Below are 14,473 nucleotides of genomic sequence, written 5' to 3'. Positions count from 1 at the left end.
ACGCAAAGGATGATGATCTCTTGTTCGAAGTGTCGGCCCTTGAACAGGTCGCTCGTGCTCGCGTGACTACGCATGTTAGGCAAAGGCCGTCATTCTAGCTGAGCTGCAGGTTTGCACCAGAGCCCCATACGCCACCGCGGCCAGCGCCACTTGCGGATGCCGGGCGACTTCGATTTGCAGCGCGGCGGTGCGGTGGGCGCTCAACCGCTGCGGCAGCTTGTCGGACATGGCGGCGGTCTTGGGCTGCTCGTCGCTGTCTCCGTCCTCGCCTTCGTCGTCGTTCACGGCTTCGCATTCGCTGCCGAAACCTTGGCGCAGCCTTTCCAGCGGGCGCAGCGCCTTGGCTTCGGCTTCGCGCAGCAGCCCGCGATGAATGACGACCTGCCCGTTGCGGTCGATGGTGACGATGGCACCGGCTGCGGCCTTCACCGTCGCGCCGTAGTCCTGCAAGCCATCTTCCAGCGCCTGCAACTGCTCGCCTACGGTTTCGCCTTCTTCCTGCAAGGCATCGGCCTTTTCCTCGTCGTCAGCGTACAGCGCGTCATCCACGGTTACGGCCAGTTCGTGCAGCTTGGTTTGCAGCTTCTCAATGCGCTGCGCTTCGCGCTTGCTCGGTTCGCGGCGTTCCCTCGGCGCACGCTGGAAGGCGTGCAGGTCGGCATGGGTCACGCCGGGGGTGGCATCCACCCACGCCCAGCCTTCGGCCTTCACCTCGGCGGCGATGCCCGCCAGCTTGTCTTGCGCCATCCGTTCCAGCAGCGCGGCATCGGTCAGATACACGCCCGCGTCGCCTTCCGCGAACAGGTCGCGGCGGATGCCACCGCCTGCGGCTTCGTAGGTGTCCAGCCCGACGAACCGCACCAGCGGATGCCGGTAGGCGTCGATTTCCCGCTCGGTGAGACGGTCACGCAATTGGGACGGGTTGCGCTGCCACGTCGGCGCGTCGTAGAAGGCGCTTTCCTGCGCGGTGTGGTCGTCGGTGATGGCAAGGGCCATCAACTGGTCAAGGCTCACGGCTTCGGCGCGGTAGTCGGCCAGCAGGCGCGGCGAGACGTTCGCCAGCTTCAAGCGGCGCTGCACCACCAGCGGGGACACGCTGAAATCGGCGGCTATGTCCTCAATGGGTCGGCCTTCGGCCACCAGCGCCGCGAAGGCTTCAAACTGGTCGGCCGGGTGCATGGCTTCACGCTGCACGTTCTCGGTGAGGCTGGCCGTGCGGGCGGTGCCATCGGCCACCAGCAGGCAAGGCACTTCCCATTCCTTGCTGATGCGGCGCTTCTTCGCCAGCAGCTTCAACGCGGCCAGCCTGCGGCCACCGGCCACGACTTCGTAATGCTCGCCATCGGCGGCGGCAATGACGATGAGGTTTTGCAGCAGGCCGACACGCTGGATGCTGGCGGCGAGTTCGGGAATGGACATGCGCGGGGTCTTGCGCACGTTGCGGCCAGCAGGACGCGACACCAGCCGCGACAGGGGAACCAAAAGCAGGTTCTTGGTCGGGTCGGCGGCTTCCAGCGGGACAGCGGCGGCAGTGTTGAGGGCGCGGGTTTCGGTTTGGGTAATGGCGTTCATGGTGATAACTCCTATCGGTTCAGGGATGCAGCAGCGAAGAAAGCGGCAAGGGCTGCTGCCTGCCCCTGCCGCGTGGGGAATCAGGCTTTCAACTGGCGCAGGCCATCGGCCAGCATCCACAGGGCGCGATTGAGGCGCACATCGGAATCAATGCCCTGCACGGGGCGGGTCTGCTGGCGGCGTCCGTTGGCGCTGCGGCCATGCAATCCGCCTTTGGTCAGGTTTTCCTGCGTGCGGTTGAACACGCTCCACAAGTCCGGGCGGCGGTCATCGAACCGGCGCGGCATCAGGATTTGCGATTCGGTGATGGGCGCGGGCTTGTTGTCGGTGGGGTCGTACTTCAAGGCCAGCGCAGAACGGGCGAACACTTCGGCTTCACCTTCGTTCAGCGTGATGGCGCGCATGGCATCACGGGAATCCTTCACCCGTTCGAAGCCGCGCAAGACTTCGTAAGCACCTTCGATGACATGCCCGGAAACGTCGCCTTTGTGGGGCACACGCACATCGGCTACGGTGTCGCCGCACACAAGGCCATTGCTGCACACGAACCGGAAAATTCCGGCCAGCATCTGATAGCTGCTCGTGCCATCGTGCGAGTTCAGCAGCACAATTTCGTTAGCCTCTGCGCCGTTGATTTGACTGGCGTGGCGCAGGCGCAGCATGTGCTTTGTATGCTCGCGCTTGCCTTCATCGCGCACGCGGGTTTGCGTCACCATGAAGGGCTGGAAACCTTCTTTGCGAAGCTCGGTCAGCACGGCGGCGGTGGGGATGTAGGCGTACCGCTGCGAACGGCTTTCATGCGGCGCGTCCGCGAAGATTGACGGCGCGACCCTGTGGATTTGGTCATCGGTCAGCGGGTAATCGCTGCGCAGCGAGGGGGAGCGGGAAGCGAAACGGGATGCGAGTTGCATGGTCTTTCTCCTGACAAAAAGGGTTTGCTGTTCAAGCCGCACACCGGATTCCTAGATTCGGAAGCCCAGCCTTTCGGTTGTTCTGTGCGGTTGGCACGAGGAACCCGGTTGGCCCTGTTGCCACCGTCTTTCCTGAGTTCATCGCCCGCGGCCAAAGGCGCGCGCGGACGAGGGCCGTCAAGGAAACAAGCGCAGGGTTGGTGCGGCCCGCAGCGCAGCGAGGACACGGCCCTGCGCGCCTTGACGGCACACGGGAACGGGCTACGGTCGCGGACAAGGTGATGAAGTCAGGGGCGACGGCTGGACATGGCAACGGCCGTCCCTGTGTGCCGAACCGCACGCAAGCGAAGCGCGCAGGCCCGAAGCTGGAAGCCGGGCCGAAGGCGTCAGCCGAGCGGAGCGAGGGAACGATGGAAGCCCGTCAGGGCCGAGACTCGCGCAGCGAGGCTCGATGCAAAGCACGACAGCGCGACCGGCCATGTTTCTTGGCCAGGAACTAACAGCGTTCAATACTCGATGTGCCCTAAGTGCCTGGGATGCTATGCACTCCAGACATGCTGAAGCTGCCTCTACCTAGGGAATAGGCTTCAAGCCGATTAGCTGGAGCCGGTTCGATGCTTCCAATCCTGGGATGGAGCAACGTGGCTGACAAGTGACCCGCGGCGACAGAGGCATCTATTTGTCTGTTGGCCAAGTATCTGCACTGCAGATCAAACCCAAAGGCATCGGACAACAAAAAATCGTTAGCTAAGAGTTGTTGACGATACTATACCGCAGTATGGTATAGTATTGCCCAGACGATGAAATAAAGAGATGTTCTATGCCACACAGCCCAGAAGAAAAGAAGCAAGCTTTGACGCGCATCAGGCGAATCAAAGGCCAAGTAGCAACGCTTGAGCAAGCGCTCGATGTTGGTGCTGACTGCCCTGCTGTTCTGCAGCAGATTGCCGCGGTGCGTGGGGCAATCAACGGCTTGATGGCCACGGTGCTGGAGAGCTACTTGCGCGAAGAGTTTCCAGACAGCGAGATGAGGAGCGATGCGCAGAGCAAGTCCATTGATTCGGCCATTTCCATCGTTCGTTCGTATCTGAAGTAAAGCATCAGGGTGCCCTCAGCGAGGGCGATTTAACTTTCCACAAAGGAAGCGCCACCATGAAATCACGTGCAGCAGTTGCCTTCGGGCCCGGAAAGCCGCTTGAAATTGTTGAGATCGACGTCGAGCCGCCGCGCAAGGGTGAAGTGCTCATCAAGATCACCAACACCGGCGTTTGCCACACCGATGCCTTCACCTTATCGGGCGATGATCCGGAAGGTCTCTTCCCGGTCGTCCTCGGCCATGAAGGCGCGGGCATTGTTATGGAAGTGGGTGAAGGCGTAACCTTTGTGAAACCTGGCGATCACGTCATTCCGCTCTACACCGCTGAATGCGGCGAGTGCCTGTTCTGCAAATCCGGCAAGACTAATTTGTGTGTCGCTGTGCGTGCTACGCAAGGCAAGGGCGTCATGCCTGACGGTACGACGCGCTTTTCGTACAACGGCCAGCCGCTGTACCACTACATGGGGTGTTCGACGTTCAGTGAATACACGGTAGTCGCCGAAGTTTCGCTAGCCAAGATCAACCCCGATGCCAACCCCGAGCATGTTTGCTTGCTCGGCTGCGGCGTGACCACGGGCATCGGCGCCGTTCACAACACAGCAAAGGTGCAACCGGGCGACTCTGTGGCCATCTTCGGTCTGGGTGGCATCGGCCTGGCGGCGATCCAAGGCGCACGTCAGGCGAAGGCCGGCCGCATCATTGCCATTGACACCAATCCGGCCAAGTTTGATCTGGCACGCACGTTTGGTGCGACGGAATGTCTCAACCCCAAGGACTTCGACAAGCCGATCCATGAAGTTCTCATCGAAATGACCGGTTGGGGCGTTGACCACACCTTCGAGTGCATTGGTAACGTCAATGTGATGCGCTCTGCACTTGAAGCAGCCCACCGAGGCTGGGGTCAGTCGATCGTCATCGGTGTCGCCGGTGCCGGTAAGGAAATCTCGACTCGCCCATTCCAGTTGGTCACAGGACGGACTTGGAAAGGATCGGCCTTCGGTGGCGTCAAGGGACGCAGCCAACTTCCTCAAATGGTTGAAGACGCAATGAAAGGCGATATTGACCTCGCCCCGTTCGTCACTCACACCATGGGCCTGGACGACATCAATGAAGCCTTCGATCTGATGCACGAAGGCAAGTCGATTCGTACGGTGATTCATTACTGATCCGCATGGATCACCCGCTATCCACTTTCAACACATCCCATCAAGGGAACCAATCATGTCTACTCCTGTCATTTCCGGCGACGGCATCTACTCGCACGTTTTTATCGGCGCCGCCGATCTTCAGAAGTCAACCGCGTTCTACGACGCAGCTTTGGGCGCTCTGGGCATCAAGAACCTTGGTCCGTTCGGTAACGGCTGGGTGCTTTTTGGTCGTGACAAGCCCGCGTTCATCATTGCTCGTCCCGGCAATGGTGAAGCACCGTCCAGTAATGGCGTGACCATCGGCTTTGCGGCCAAAACGACTGCCGAAGTGGATGCATTCCACGCTGCAGGTCTTGCCGCAGGCGGCACCGATGAAGGCCAACCCGGCCCGCGTGGTCACCTGCCGGGTGCCTATGCAGCCTACCTGCGCGATCCCGCAGGCAACAAGGTGTGCTCGTACACCTTCGTCTGACTGCAAAGAAGCTGAAGACGTCCTGCAAGGGCCGCGATAAGCCAGTGTGCGGTGATTTTTACTAGATCATCCGTATTCGGCGGATCGGCTCACGACGACCAGCCCGCAGCCGTGCAACAAACGCGCGGCTGCGGGCATTTTTCTTGAGGACTATTTCTGTATGAGGTCGTTATGAATGAGTCGGTCAACATCAATACGGCTACCGTTTCTCCTGGGCTAGCTGCCAACGTGTATGGCATGCCGACCTATGAGGATCGTGCAGCAGCACTGGGCGAAGTTCACGCACGCCCGCATCTATTGATCCAGGCACCCCGCAGTCTATTGCAGCTTGCAGTCATGACTGAAGGCGACATTGCCAAGGATCAGCAGGCGCTGAGTCAGCTGTTTTATCGTTTCGGCGTTTCCGAGCCCGACCATGCGTGGCAGCTTCACGGCTTGACATGGGATGAGGGAGATCTGCATTGCGAAAAACACACGGAGTTCTCAACGTATCTGTGGTGCGCTGCCATTGATCCCAATTCACAAGAACCCCATGGAGAAGATCCGTTCAAACACGGATTTGCGCCGCCTGGCCCAGTCATATCGGGCATCAGTTTGATAATTCTTCCGTGGACGCTGGAATCGGAGAAGCAGGTTAATCGCTTCGATCCCACTAGTCTTTGCTATTCCTTAGTAGAAAAAGGTTCCGCGGCCATTCTGACCGACTTTCGACAGGATGCGGATGGTCTGACACAGATTCTCATCCTTGCCCGTGATCTGAGCCCGGCGCGTGTGGGCGCGTTGGCGCAACGTCTGCTCGAGATCGAGACCTATCGCACCCTGGCGTTATTGTCCCTGCCGTTGACACGATCAATGACAACGCAATTGCGACACATGAAGTCTCGCCTGGCAGTAATCACCGAGGAGATGTGCACGAACTTGGTAGAACGACGCGACAGTGATGTGCTTCTGTCGGAATTGACCCGTCTTGCCGCCGAGCTGGAAGCCGGGGCTGCGGCAAATCTATACCGCTTCAGTGCTAGCCGCGCTTACGACGAAATCGTCCAGGAAAGGCTTGCAGCGCTCTCAGAGGAATCCCTGGCTGGGTACAGCACCTGGGCGGATTTTTTGCAACGTCGCATTGCTCCCGCTATGAGGACCTGTCAATCCGTGAAAGAGCGGCAGGCCAAGCTGTCTGACACGCTGTCCCGAGCCATCGCGTTGTTACGCTCCTGGGTGGATGTTGAACTTGAACGCCAGAACCGAGATTTGCTCGCTTCGATGAACAACCGAGCCAAGATGCAATTGCGCCTGCAACAAACCGTTGAAGGCTTGTCAGTTGCGGCAATTTCCTATTACGTCGTGAGCCTTCTTGGTTATCTGCTCAAGGGGATTGCTTTCGTGCATGACATTGTGCCGCCTTTAATGTCGATTCTGGTTCCTGTCGTGGTACTGGCAATCTGGTGGACAGTTCGCAGAATCAGACACACACACGGCAAACCGTCTGCGGAGTGTTCTTCGCCTTGAGGAGCCCCATCTAGGCGCGATAGCAGCACTGTTTGATTTAGCAAAGGAAAAAATATGGAACGCATTGAACACCACGCCAGTTTTAATGGCTCGCAAGATGTTTATCAACATCAATCCCAAGTGCTCGGTTGCACGATGAAGTTTGCTTTGTATCTGCCGCTCCAAGCCCGGAGCGGCAAAGTTCCGGTGCTCTATTGGCTATCGGGCCTGACATGCACCGAGCAGAATTTCATCACCAAGTCGGGCATCCAGCGTTACGCGGTTGAGCATGGCATTGCCATCGTCGCGCCCGATAGCAGTCCTCGTGGCGACGGCGTTGCAGATGACCCTGCCTACGATCTTGGCCAAGGAGCAGGCTTTTACGTCAATGCCACACAGGATCCCTGGGCTGCAAACTATCAGATGTATGACTATGTTGTGCAGGAATTGCCAGCGCTGATCGAGGCTAATTTTCCAGTAACAGCTCAAAAGAGCATTAGCGGTCACTCCATGGGAGGACACGGCGCTCTCGTAATCGCTCTGCGCAACCCGGGTCGCTACCAAAGCGTCTCCGCCTTCTCACCCATCGTTGCCCCCACTCAGGTCCCGTGGGGACAGAAGGCTCTTGAAGGCTATTTGGGGGACGATCGGCAAGCGTGGAAGCAGTACGACAGCGTGGAGCTGATTCGTGGCGCCAAGGAGCGTTTGCCGATCCTGGTGGATCAGGGCTTGGGCGACGAGTTCCTGAAGAGCCAGTTGCGACCTGAACTCCTGCGCAACGCCTGCGACGAGGTGGGACACCCGCTCACGTTGAATCTGCGACCTGGCTACGACCACAGTTATTACTTCATTGCCAGCTTCATCGGCGAGCATATGTCACACCATGCCTCGGCGCTAAAACGCTGATAGGTAAGAGGAGATCAGATGGCTCTGGTGCAAATGATGGGAGTCTGGACTTGCTCCCAAAGCCGCCCCACGGACGAATTCCGGCCATCGTCACTGGACGCAGCCGCCAGGATCTGGAGTGGATTGCGCGGCATGCGGATGGCTGGCTTTACTACTTCGTCAATCCCGAACACCTGGCACCGATCGTGTCGACATGGCGCGACGTTGTGCAGCGGGAGACGCAGTCGGGCATCTTCAAGCCGTTTGCCCAAGGCCTGTTCTTCGACCTGGCTGACGACGCAAATCACCCCTTGATGCGCATCCATTCCGGCCTGCGGGTCGGGCGCAACAGGCTGATCGACTACCTCGGCGGCTTGCAGCAGCTGGGCGTGAACCATGTCGCCTTCAACCTGAAAGCATCGCGCCGGCCGGCTACCGAGGTGCTGCAGGAGCTTGCCGAATTCGTCCTGCCGGCGTTTCCGTCGAACTTGATCATCAACAGCGATCGCCCCGTCCAGTAATGCTGTCGGACGGGGCGAAGTCTTGCCGCGCTTCCACGCTGAGCAAATACGTTGCAGCGCTCTCAAACTGTCATCACGATCTTGCCGAACTGCTGGTTCGATTCGAGGTATTCGTGCGCTGCCACGACGTCACTCAGCGAGAAGACCCTGTCCACGAGCGGCCGGAGGATACCGGCTTCAATTGCTGCCGAGATAAAAGTCCGGACGCGCTGCAATGCTGCTGCATCCTCGGTCACTTCCGTGTACACGAAACCACGCACAGAAAGACTGCGCTTCAAAGCCAGCTTCAGCGGAAACGGCGTCGCATCGGGACTGAGTGCGCCGTGCACGACAATCGTTCCGCGCTTGGCCATGGCCCCTGCGAGCTGGTTCACTTGCGGACCGCCGACCGCGTCGAACGCGCACTGAATCCCGTACGGCGCCAGTTCGCGCAGGCGGCTCTCCAACGGCTCGTCTGACGTGCTGATGACGGCTTCGGCTCCAGCAGCCAACAGTGCATCGCGCTTTGTGCTGGTCAGTGTCACCGCGATGGGCCGCGCACCCACCTGGCGTGCAACCTGTATCGCAGCCAAGCCTACGCTGCTTGATGCAGCGGTGATGGCAATCCAGTCTCCTTTGCCAAGTCTTCCGGCCTCCACGAGACCGCCGTATGCGGTCAGATAGGCCATCCACAGGCCAGCTCCCTCCACCGCGGACAAGCCGGCCGGTTGCGGGACAAGGTGGGTAGCGGGAATCAACGCGTGCTCGGCATAGGTGCCATATCTGCCGAGCTCGAACCCGGGCAGGACGCCGACCATGTCGCCGACCGCGAATCCTTGCACCGACGGGCCAAGTGCAGCGATCATGCCAACCGCCTCGAAGCCCAGCATGGATGGCAGTTGCGCCTTCTCGAGATACTGGCCCATGCGGAACATCTTGTCCGCCCGATTCAAGCCGATCGCCTGCACCTCGATGAGTACTTCGCCATCTGCGGCCTCAGGGACACTGCGCTGCTCCAACCGCAATACACCCGGGCCGCCAAGTTCATGAAATCGAACCACCTGCGACATGGTCATACCCATCCTTCAGGAAGCGACGTCGATCACGATCTTGCCAAGGGCCTTGCCGGCCTCCTGAGCGTCATGCGCGGCATGCGCGTCGGCCAAAGTGTAGCGCCGTTCGTCGACCAAGGGTTTCAGTTTGCCCTGCTCCGCCAGGCGGGTCGCCTCGCGCAGGATGTCGCCATGGTGGGCTCGTCCTTCACCGCTCAACATGGGGAGCAGCACGAAGATACCTGACAATGTCACGCAGCGCAGAGAGCCTGGCGCTAGATTGTGCTCCGCGAAAGCGTAGCAGCTGAGAACGTGTCCATAAGGCCTGGCCGCAACAAGTGAGTCGTCCAGCGTCTGTCCGCCGACGGTGTCATAGACCACGTCGAAGCCAACGCCATTTGCATACTTCGCGACGTAGTCCACGACCTTGGCGTCGCGATAATCGATGGGCGTAGCGCCGTAGCCTTTGATGACGGCGTGCTTAGCCGCCGAGGCAGTCGCATACACGTCGGCGCCGAGCGCACGGGCGATCTGCACTGCCACGTGACCAACACCACCCGCGCCGCCCTGGATCAGCACGCGCTGGCCAGCATGTACGCCGGCACGGTCGACCAGACCTTCCCAAGCGGTCAGAAACACCAGCGGCAACGCAGCCGCTTCGCGCATACTAAGGTTCTTTGGCTTCGGTGCCAACAGGCGAGCGTCGACGGCCGCATATTCGGCGAGCGTTCCCGGAATGCCACGCACGCCGCCAGCCAATCCGTACACCTCGTCGCCGAGCTTGAAGTCGCTCACGTCCTCACCGACCTCGACGACCGTGCCCGCCAGATCGGTGCCGAGAATCGCAGGCAGTTCGGGCATGGCATACGGCGCTGCACCGGTGCGGATCTTGTAGTCGATCGGATTGACGCCGCTGGCAGCGATCTGTACCAGCACTTCGCCCGCTTTCGGTGCTGGCCGGGTCGCCTGGGTATCGATGAATTTGCCGTCGGCGTAGTCGTTCAGGACGAGTGCGCGCATGGTGGCTTGGGTAGTCATGTATTGGTTCCTTGTGAATGTGGCCCTTGGGGGCAAACTGAATGTGGGGTAATATTTATCCATAAGGTCGCGCCTGTAAATTAGGCACTTTTTAGGATCATAGACACCTATAGGTAACCATGGCTTCCACCGTTCGTCATCCCCCCGATCCACTGGTCATCAGTGAAACCTGCCCACCGCGGCGTATCCACATGCTATTGACGCCCAAATGGACGTCCATGGTGATCTACGTCCTTAGTTTCGGTCCGCTACGGACTGGCCAGTTACAGCGCAGCATGCCGGGAATTTCGAAGAAGATGCTCACCCAGACCTTGCGCGAGCTCGAAGCCGACCAGCTGTTGTCGAGGAAGGTGCACCAGGTGGTTCCACCTGCAGTCGAATATTCGCTGACGGAGCTTGGACAGAAGTTCGTCGAGCCTTTGCTGGCACTTTACGATTGGGCCGAAGCCAATTTCGTACTGCTCGATAAGGTAGAACGCAACAGAGCAGCTTCCGGCCAAGCTGAGATCGTCGAAGATGAAAGCGAAGCCTTGCCGCTTTCCTGAATCGCCGAGCTGATTGTTGTATTCGACGATAACAATTCGGACTCTATAATCGGCTTGTGCCGGCGCCTGGCCGCACGCGGCCAGGCCGTACCCACTACCAAGAAAGATGTGTCGATGGAGCTGCTTCAATCGATGCGCCTGTTTTCCAGGCTTGCTGAACTCCAGAGTTTTACGAAGGTCGCTGAAGCGCTGCAGATGGGCCGCCCCCAAGTGACGCTGGCCGTTAATCAATTGGAAGCATCGCTCGGCGTGCGTCTGTTCCAGCGCACGACGCGCAAGATGAGCCTCACCGCGGAGGGTGAGGCGTTTCTGGTCAGGGTCGCAGGGATTCTGAGCGGGGTCGATGAAGCGGTGACCATGTTCGGCGCGCCGGGCGACATCGTGCGCGGGCGTCTCCGGATCGATATTTCTTCCGCCCTGGCGGTGGAATCCTTCACGGATTCATTGAAAGCTATGGAGTGATGGAATTTACAGCGGGTCAGGTAACTGACCTGAAATGGTAAAAATACCGCGTGCCTTGTTAGATTGACTTATTGAAGTCGTCTGCTACGCGGGATCATTGGAAAAAGTCGAGCTTTGAGACGATTTAGAAAGTAGCAAAGCGCTTCCGCGCAATCTTCTTTCCTTAACTTCCCGAAATGAAAGAAAATTGCGCGAACTAACCATTTATTGTAAAACCTATCGCCTGCTTTAATTTTGTGAATCGTCTTTTAGCATGCGCCAATAAATAATATTTTCTTTATTTATTAGGTTTCAGCACGACTTTGGTCCACCCTTCGGCACGTTTATCAAAATTCCGATAGCCAGTCGGTGCATCCTCCAATGCAAGCTCGTGTGAAATGATCTGCGAGGGCGCCGCTTTACCTTTATGAATTAATTTTGCCAAGTAACGGTTGTAATGCTTGACGTTGGCTTGGCCGGTGCCAATCTTCTGACCCTTGAACCAAAAATTGCCGAAATCGAAGGCAATCTTGCCTTCCTTTTCCAGCGCGTCTGGACCCTTCGGATCCTGCGGGAGGAATACACCAACCACGCCGATGCCGCCAGTGGCCTTGACCGTCTGCACCAAGTTATTCATTGTCAGATTTGGCACTTCCTTACCGTGCTTGTCGCAACACTGGTAACCAACGCATTCGCAGCCGCAGTCGGCGCCCTTGCCGTTGGTAAGGTTCAAGATCTTCTCGACGCCGGCGCCTTCGGTGTCGTCGATCGCCACCGCGCCCAGCTTTTCGGCCAGTGCCAAGCGGTCCTTGTGCGTGTCCACGACGAAAACTTCGCTTGCGCCTTTAATGAACGCAGACATGGTCGCCATTAGGCCGACCGGGCCGGCGCCGTAGATCACGACCGATTCGCCCGGCTTGAGGCCAGCCAGTTCGGTGGCGTGGTAGCCGGTCGGGAAAATGTCCGACAACATCACGTAGTCATTTTCCTTTTCCTTGGCGTCTTCCGGCAGCACCAAGCAGTTGTAATCGCCAAACGGCACCCGTAGCAGTTCGGCTTGGCCGCCGCTGTACGGGCCCATGCCGGCAAAACCGTAGGCAGCACCCGCTGTGCCTGGATTTGCCGTCAGGCAAAAGGCGGACAAGCCCCGTTCGCAATTTTCGCAAAAGCCGCAGCCGATGTTGAACGGCAGACAGACAACGTCCCCGACCTTAACGCGCTCGACGGCGTTGCCGACCTCGATGACTTCACCCATGTTTTCGTGGCCCAAGATACGGCCCGTTTCCATGTTGGTACGGCCTTCGTACATGTGTAGGTCGGACCCGCAGATGTTGGTTGTCGTGATACGGACCAAGACGTCAGTCGGCTTTTCAATCTTGGCGTCCGGCATGTCTTTGACCTGGACGTCGCACGGGCCATTATAAACGAGTGCCTTCATGATTTTCCTTTCAGAACGAGGGTAAATTCATCGCGAGCAGCGACGTTAGGAGGAGAAAGAATATAACGAAATTCTTCGCAAAGGCGCACTGTTGAACGCTGCAAAGATTTACGCCTGGGCCGGCTTTGTTGCGTAAATCGAGCGAAGGCCGAGCTAACGCTATTTGTAGTCCGTTTTATGACACTGGGACCGTAATCGGAGTACCCAGCTTACAGCCCGCGCTTGTAACTCTCCGTTCTAAATCGCTTCACTCTCCAGCAGCTTGAAGCAGCGCATCTTGGTTTCAACGGCTCTGGTGCAAACCTGCAGCTCAGCTAGAATGACGGCCTTTGCCCAACATGCGTAGTCACGCGAGCACGAGCGACCTGTTCAAGGGCCGACACTTCGAACAAGAGATCATCATCCTTTGCGTGCGCTGGTACCTGCGTTATAAGCTGTCGTACCGAGACCTGGTCGAGATGATGGCTGAGCGAGGCCTGCCGATCGCTCACACGACAATCCTGCGTTGGGTTCAGCGGTACGCACCGGAGTTCGACAAACGCTGGAGCCGCTTCGCGACGTCGGATGGCACCTCCTGGCGGGTGGACGAGACCTACGTCAGGCTCCGCGGTCAGTGGGCTGGTAATCCCCCCGCAAAAGCGATGAGGTCAGAAGTAGAATTTTCTCGTTGAGGAGTTCTACCGCATGAAGAAGTCGAGATTTACGGATAGCCAGATCATTGAAGCCATCAAGCGCGTGGAGGCTGGTCTTGCCGTTCCTGAGCTGTGCCGAGAGCTGGGCATCAGCTCGGCTACGTTCTACAAGTGGCGTTCCAAGTACGGCGGCATGGACGTATCTCTGATGGCGCGCATGAAGGAGCTGGAGGCCGAGAACGCCCGGCTGCGCAAGATGTACGTCGAGGAGAAGCTTAAGGCTGAGATCGTGACGGAGGCGCTAGAAAAAAAGTGGTGAGGCCATCTCGCCGCCGCGAGATGGCCCAACGTGCAGTGCAGGATCGCGGCGTATCAATCCGGATGGCCTGCGAGGCGTTCAGGGTCAGCCAGACTTGTTATCGGTACGTCACCAAGGCGGACGCTGAGAACGAGGAGATCGCCAATTGGCTGCTACGTCTGACCGACAACCACCGCAACTGGGGCTTTGGTCTGTGCTTCCTTTATCTGCGCAATGTTCGAGGCTTCGGCTGGAACCACAAGCGTGTGTACCGGATCTATCGAGAGCTCGAACTGAACTTGCGAATCAAGCCGCGCAAACGGCTGATGCGGCAGACGCCTGAGCCACTGACCGTGCCCACCAACGTGAACCAGGTATGGTCGATGGACTTCATGCATGACCAGCTTGCCGATGGGCGCAGCATCCGCGTGTTCAACGTGATTGACGACTTCAACCGCGAGGCGCTGGGCATTGAGGTTGACTTCTCGTTGCCGTCTGAGCGCGTGATCCGCACACTCAAGCAGATCATCGGCTGGCGGGGAAAGCCCTTGGCCATTCGGTGCGATAACGGACCCGAATACCTGAGCGCGGCAATTGTCGAGTGGGCCGGGGCATGGGGCATAAAACTCGAATATATCCAGCCGGGCAAGCCACAGCAGAATGCCTACGTCGAACGGTTCAACAGGACCGTGCGCTACGAATGGCTATCCCAATATCATTGGGACGATCTGGATCACGTGCAGCGCGTCGCCACGCAGTGGATGTGGTCCTACAATCACGAGCGCCCAAATATGGCTCTGGGTGGATTTACCCCAAAACAGCGGTTAGCCATAGCCGCGTAGCGTTCCTACTTCTGGCAATCGCTAAAAATGGGGGCATTACCGGCTTATCTCTACCGGGCTGTCGACTCGGCCGGCAATACCGTCGACTTCCGGCTCAGCCCGCGGCGCAACGTCGCTT

The 14,473-nt window shown here is 58.5% G+C and carries 14 protein-coding genes and 2 pseudogenes; 11 read left to right on the top strand and 5 right to left on the bottom strand.

Annotated features, from left to right (window positions below; translation table 11 throughout):
- Positions 1–108: 108 nt before the first annotated feature.
- Together KVT32_RS27360 and KVT32_RS27355 are read right to left on the bottom strand one after the other, a co-directional pair.
- Positions 109–1,572 (bottom strand): annotated as a pseudogene (locus KVT32_RS27360) (ParB/RepB/Spo0J family partition protein); the annotation flags it as partial.
- 80 nt (positions 1,573–1,652) lie between these two features.
- Complete coding sequence (locus KVT32_RS27355) at positions 1,653–2,483, bottom strand: DUF932 domain-containing protein (protein WP_152385713.1); 831 nt, start codon at positions 2,481–2,483, stop codon at positions 1,653–1,655.
- 820 nt (positions 2,484–3,303) lie between these two features.
- Between KVT32_RS27355 and frmR the strand changes: the two genes are divergently transcribed.
- The 6 genes from frmR to KVT32_RS27325 all read left to right on the top strand — a co-directional run bounded on the left by frmR (position 3,304) and on the right by KVT32_RS27325 (position 8,090).
- The gene (frmR, locus tag KVT32_RS27350; protein ID WP_152385712.1) at positions 3,304–3,579 is read left to right on the top strand and encodes a formaldehyde-responsive transcriptional repressor FrmR; all 276 of its coding nucleotides are present in this window, start codon (positions 3,304–3,306) and stop codon (positions 3,577–3,579) included.
- Positions 3,580–3,635: 56 nt separating this feature from the next.
- Positions 3,636–4,745, top strand: coding sequence for an S-(hydroxymethyl)glutathione dehydrogenase/class III alcohol dehydrogenase (locus KVT32_RS27345; RefSeq protein ID WP_152385711.1), 1,110 nt, complete (start codon positions 3,636–3,638; stop codon positions 4,743–4,745).
- Between the two features lie 55 nt (positions 4,746–4,800).
- Positions 4,801–5,199: a VOC family protein gene (locus KVT32_RS27340; RefSeq protein ID WP_152385710.1), complete on the top strand. Its 399-nt coding sequence runs from the start codon at positions 4,801–4,803 to the stop codon at positions 5,197–5,199.
- A 171-nt stretch (positions 5,200–5,370) separates the two neighbouring features.
- Positions 5,371–6,705 (top strand): DUF3422 family protein, encoded by a 1,335-nt coding sequence (locus KVT32_RS27335; protein WP_217619111.1) that lies wholly within the window; start codon positions 5,371–5,373, stop codon positions 6,703–6,705.
- Positions 6,706–6,759: 54 nt separating this feature from the next.
- Entirely contained in the window at positions 6,760–7,590 is an 831-nt protein-coding gene (gene fghA, locus KVT32_RS27330) for an S-formylglutathione hydrolase (RefSeq protein ID WP_152385708.1), read from the top strand.
- 50 nt (positions 7,591–7,640) lie between these two features.
- Entirely contained in the window at positions 7,641–8,090 is a 450-nt protein-coding gene (locus KVT32_RS27325) for a hypothetical protein (protein ID WP_193725393.1), read from the top strand.
- Between the two features lie 62 nt (positions 8,091–8,152).
- On the opposite strand, the gene KVT32_RS27320 is transcribed toward KVT32_RS27325, so the two are convergent.
- Both KVT32_RS27320 and KVT32_RS27315 read right to left on the bottom strand, forming a co-directional pair.
- Positions 8,153–9,145, bottom strand: a complete 993-nt coding sequence (locus KVT32_RS27320) for a zinc-dependent alcohol dehydrogenase family protein (RefSeq protein WP_217619110.1) — start codon at positions 9,143–9,145, stop codon at positions 8,153–8,155.
- Between the two features lie 9 nt (positions 9,146–9,154).
- Positions 9,155–10,159 carry a zinc-dependent alcohol dehydrogenase family protein gene (locus tag KVT32_RS27315; protein WP_152385707.1) on the bottom strand — a complete coding sequence of 335 codons (1,005 nt, stop codon included), beginning with the start codon at positions 10,157–10,159 and terminating at the stop codon, positions 9,155–9,157.
- 119 nt (positions 10,160–10,278) lie between these two features.
- On the opposite strand from KVT32_RS27315, the gene KVT32_RS27310 reads away from it, so the two are divergent.
- Together KVT32_RS27310 and KVT32_RS27305 are read left to right on the top strand one after the other, a co-directional pair.
- Positions 10,279–10,704, top strand: a complete 426-nt coding sequence (locus KVT32_RS27310) for a helix-turn-helix domain-containing protein (RefSeq protein ID WP_036209536.1) — start codon at positions 10,279–10,281, stop codon at positions 10,702–10,704.
- Between the two features lie 114 nt (positions 10,705–10,818).
- Positions 10,819–11,166 carry a LysR family transcriptional regulator gene (locus tag KVT32_RS27305; protein ID WP_152385706.1) on the top strand — a complete coding sequence of 116 codons (348 nt, stop codon included), beginning with the start codon at positions 10,819–10,821 and terminating at the stop codon, positions 11,164–11,166.
- Positions 11,167–11,443: 277 nt separating this feature from the next.
- Here KVT32_RS27305 and KVT32_RS27300 read toward each other — a convergent pair whose 3' ends face one another.
- Positions 11,444–12,583 carry a glutathione-independent formaldehyde dehydrogenase gene (locus tag KVT32_RS27300; RefSeq protein ID WP_152385705.1) on the bottom strand — a complete coding sequence of 380 codons (1,140 nt, stop codon included), beginning with the start codon at positions 12,581–12,583 and terminating at the stop codon, positions 11,444–11,446.
- Between the two features lie 338 nt (positions 12,584–12,921).
- On the opposite strand from KVT32_RS27300, the pseudogene KVT32_RS32235 reads away from it, so the two are divergent.
- The 3 genes and pseudogenes from KVT32_RS32235 to KVT32_RS32690 all read left to right on the top strand — a co-directional run.
- Positions 12,922–13,200, top strand: a pseudogene (locus KVT32_RS32235) (IS6 family transposase); the annotation flags it as partial.
- Between the two features lie 67 nt (positions 13,201–13,267).
- Positions 13,268–14,355, top strand: a protein-coding gene (locus KVT32_RS27295) for an IS3 family transposase (RefSeq protein WP_152385704.1) whose coding sequence is annotated in 2 segments (ribosomal slippage) — positions 13,268–13,520 and positions 13,520–14,355 — 1,089 coding nt in all. Because the reading frame shifts where the segments join, the coding sequence is not laid out codon by codon here.
- A 27-nt stretch (positions 14,356–14,382) separates the two neighbouring features.
- On the top strand, positions 14,383–14,473 hold a 91-nt coding region (locus KVT32_RS32690), incomplete at its 3' end, for a DDE-type integrase/transposase/recombinase (RefSeq protein WP_371825624.1).

The organism is Achromobacter sp. GbtcB20 (genome assembly GCF_019091095.1).
Taxonomy (GTDB): Bacteria; Pseudomonadota; Gammaproteobacteria; order Burkholderiales; family Burkholderiaceae_B; genus Achromobacter; species Achromobacter mucicolens.
This window is presented reverse-complemented; position numbering and strand designations above follow the sequence as displayed.

Coding starts and splice junctions, on each gene's coding strand:
- KVT32_RS27355 (WP_152385713.1), bottom strand. CDS start 2,483: ATGCAACTCGCATCCCGTTTCGCTTCCCGCTCCCCCTCGCTGCGCAGC.
- frmR (WP_152385712.1), top strand. CDS start 3,304: ATGCCACACAGCCCAGAAGAAAAGAAGCAAGCTTTGACGCGCATCAGG.
- KVT32_RS27345 (WP_152385711.1), top strand. CDS start 3,636: ATGAAATCACGTGCAGCAGTTGCCTTCGGGCCCGGAAAGCCGCTTGAA.
- KVT32_RS27340 (WP_152385710.1), top strand. CDS start 4,801: ATGTCTACTCCTGTCATTTCCGGCGACGGCATCTACTCGCACGTTTTT.
- KVT32_RS27335 (WP_217619111.1), top strand. CDS start 5,371: ATGAATGAGTCGGTCAACATCAATACGGCTACCGTTTCTCCTGGGCTA.
- fghA (WP_152385708.1), top strand. CDS start 6,760: ATGGAACGCATTGAACACCACGCCAGTTTTAATGGCTCGCAAGATGTT.
- KVT32_RS27320 (WP_217619110.1), bottom strand. CDS start 9,145: ATGACCATGTCGCAGGTGGTTCGATTTCATGAACTTGGCGGCCCGGGT.
- KVT32_RS27315 (WP_152385707.1), bottom strand. CDS start 10,159: ATGACTACCCAAGCCACCATGCGCGCACTCGTCCTGAACGACTACGCC.
- KVT32_RS27310 (WP_036209536.1), top strand. CDS start 10,279: ATGGCTTCCACCGTTCGTCATCCCCCCGATCCACTGGTCATCAGTGAA.
- KVT32_RS27305 (WP_152385706.1), top strand. CDS start 10,819: ATGGAGCTGCTTCAATCGATGCGCCTGTTTTCCAGGCTTGCTGAACTC.
- KVT32_RS27300 (WP_152385705.1), bottom strand. CDS start 12,583: ATGAAGGCACTCGTTTATAATGGCCCGTGCGACGTCCAGGTCAAAGAC.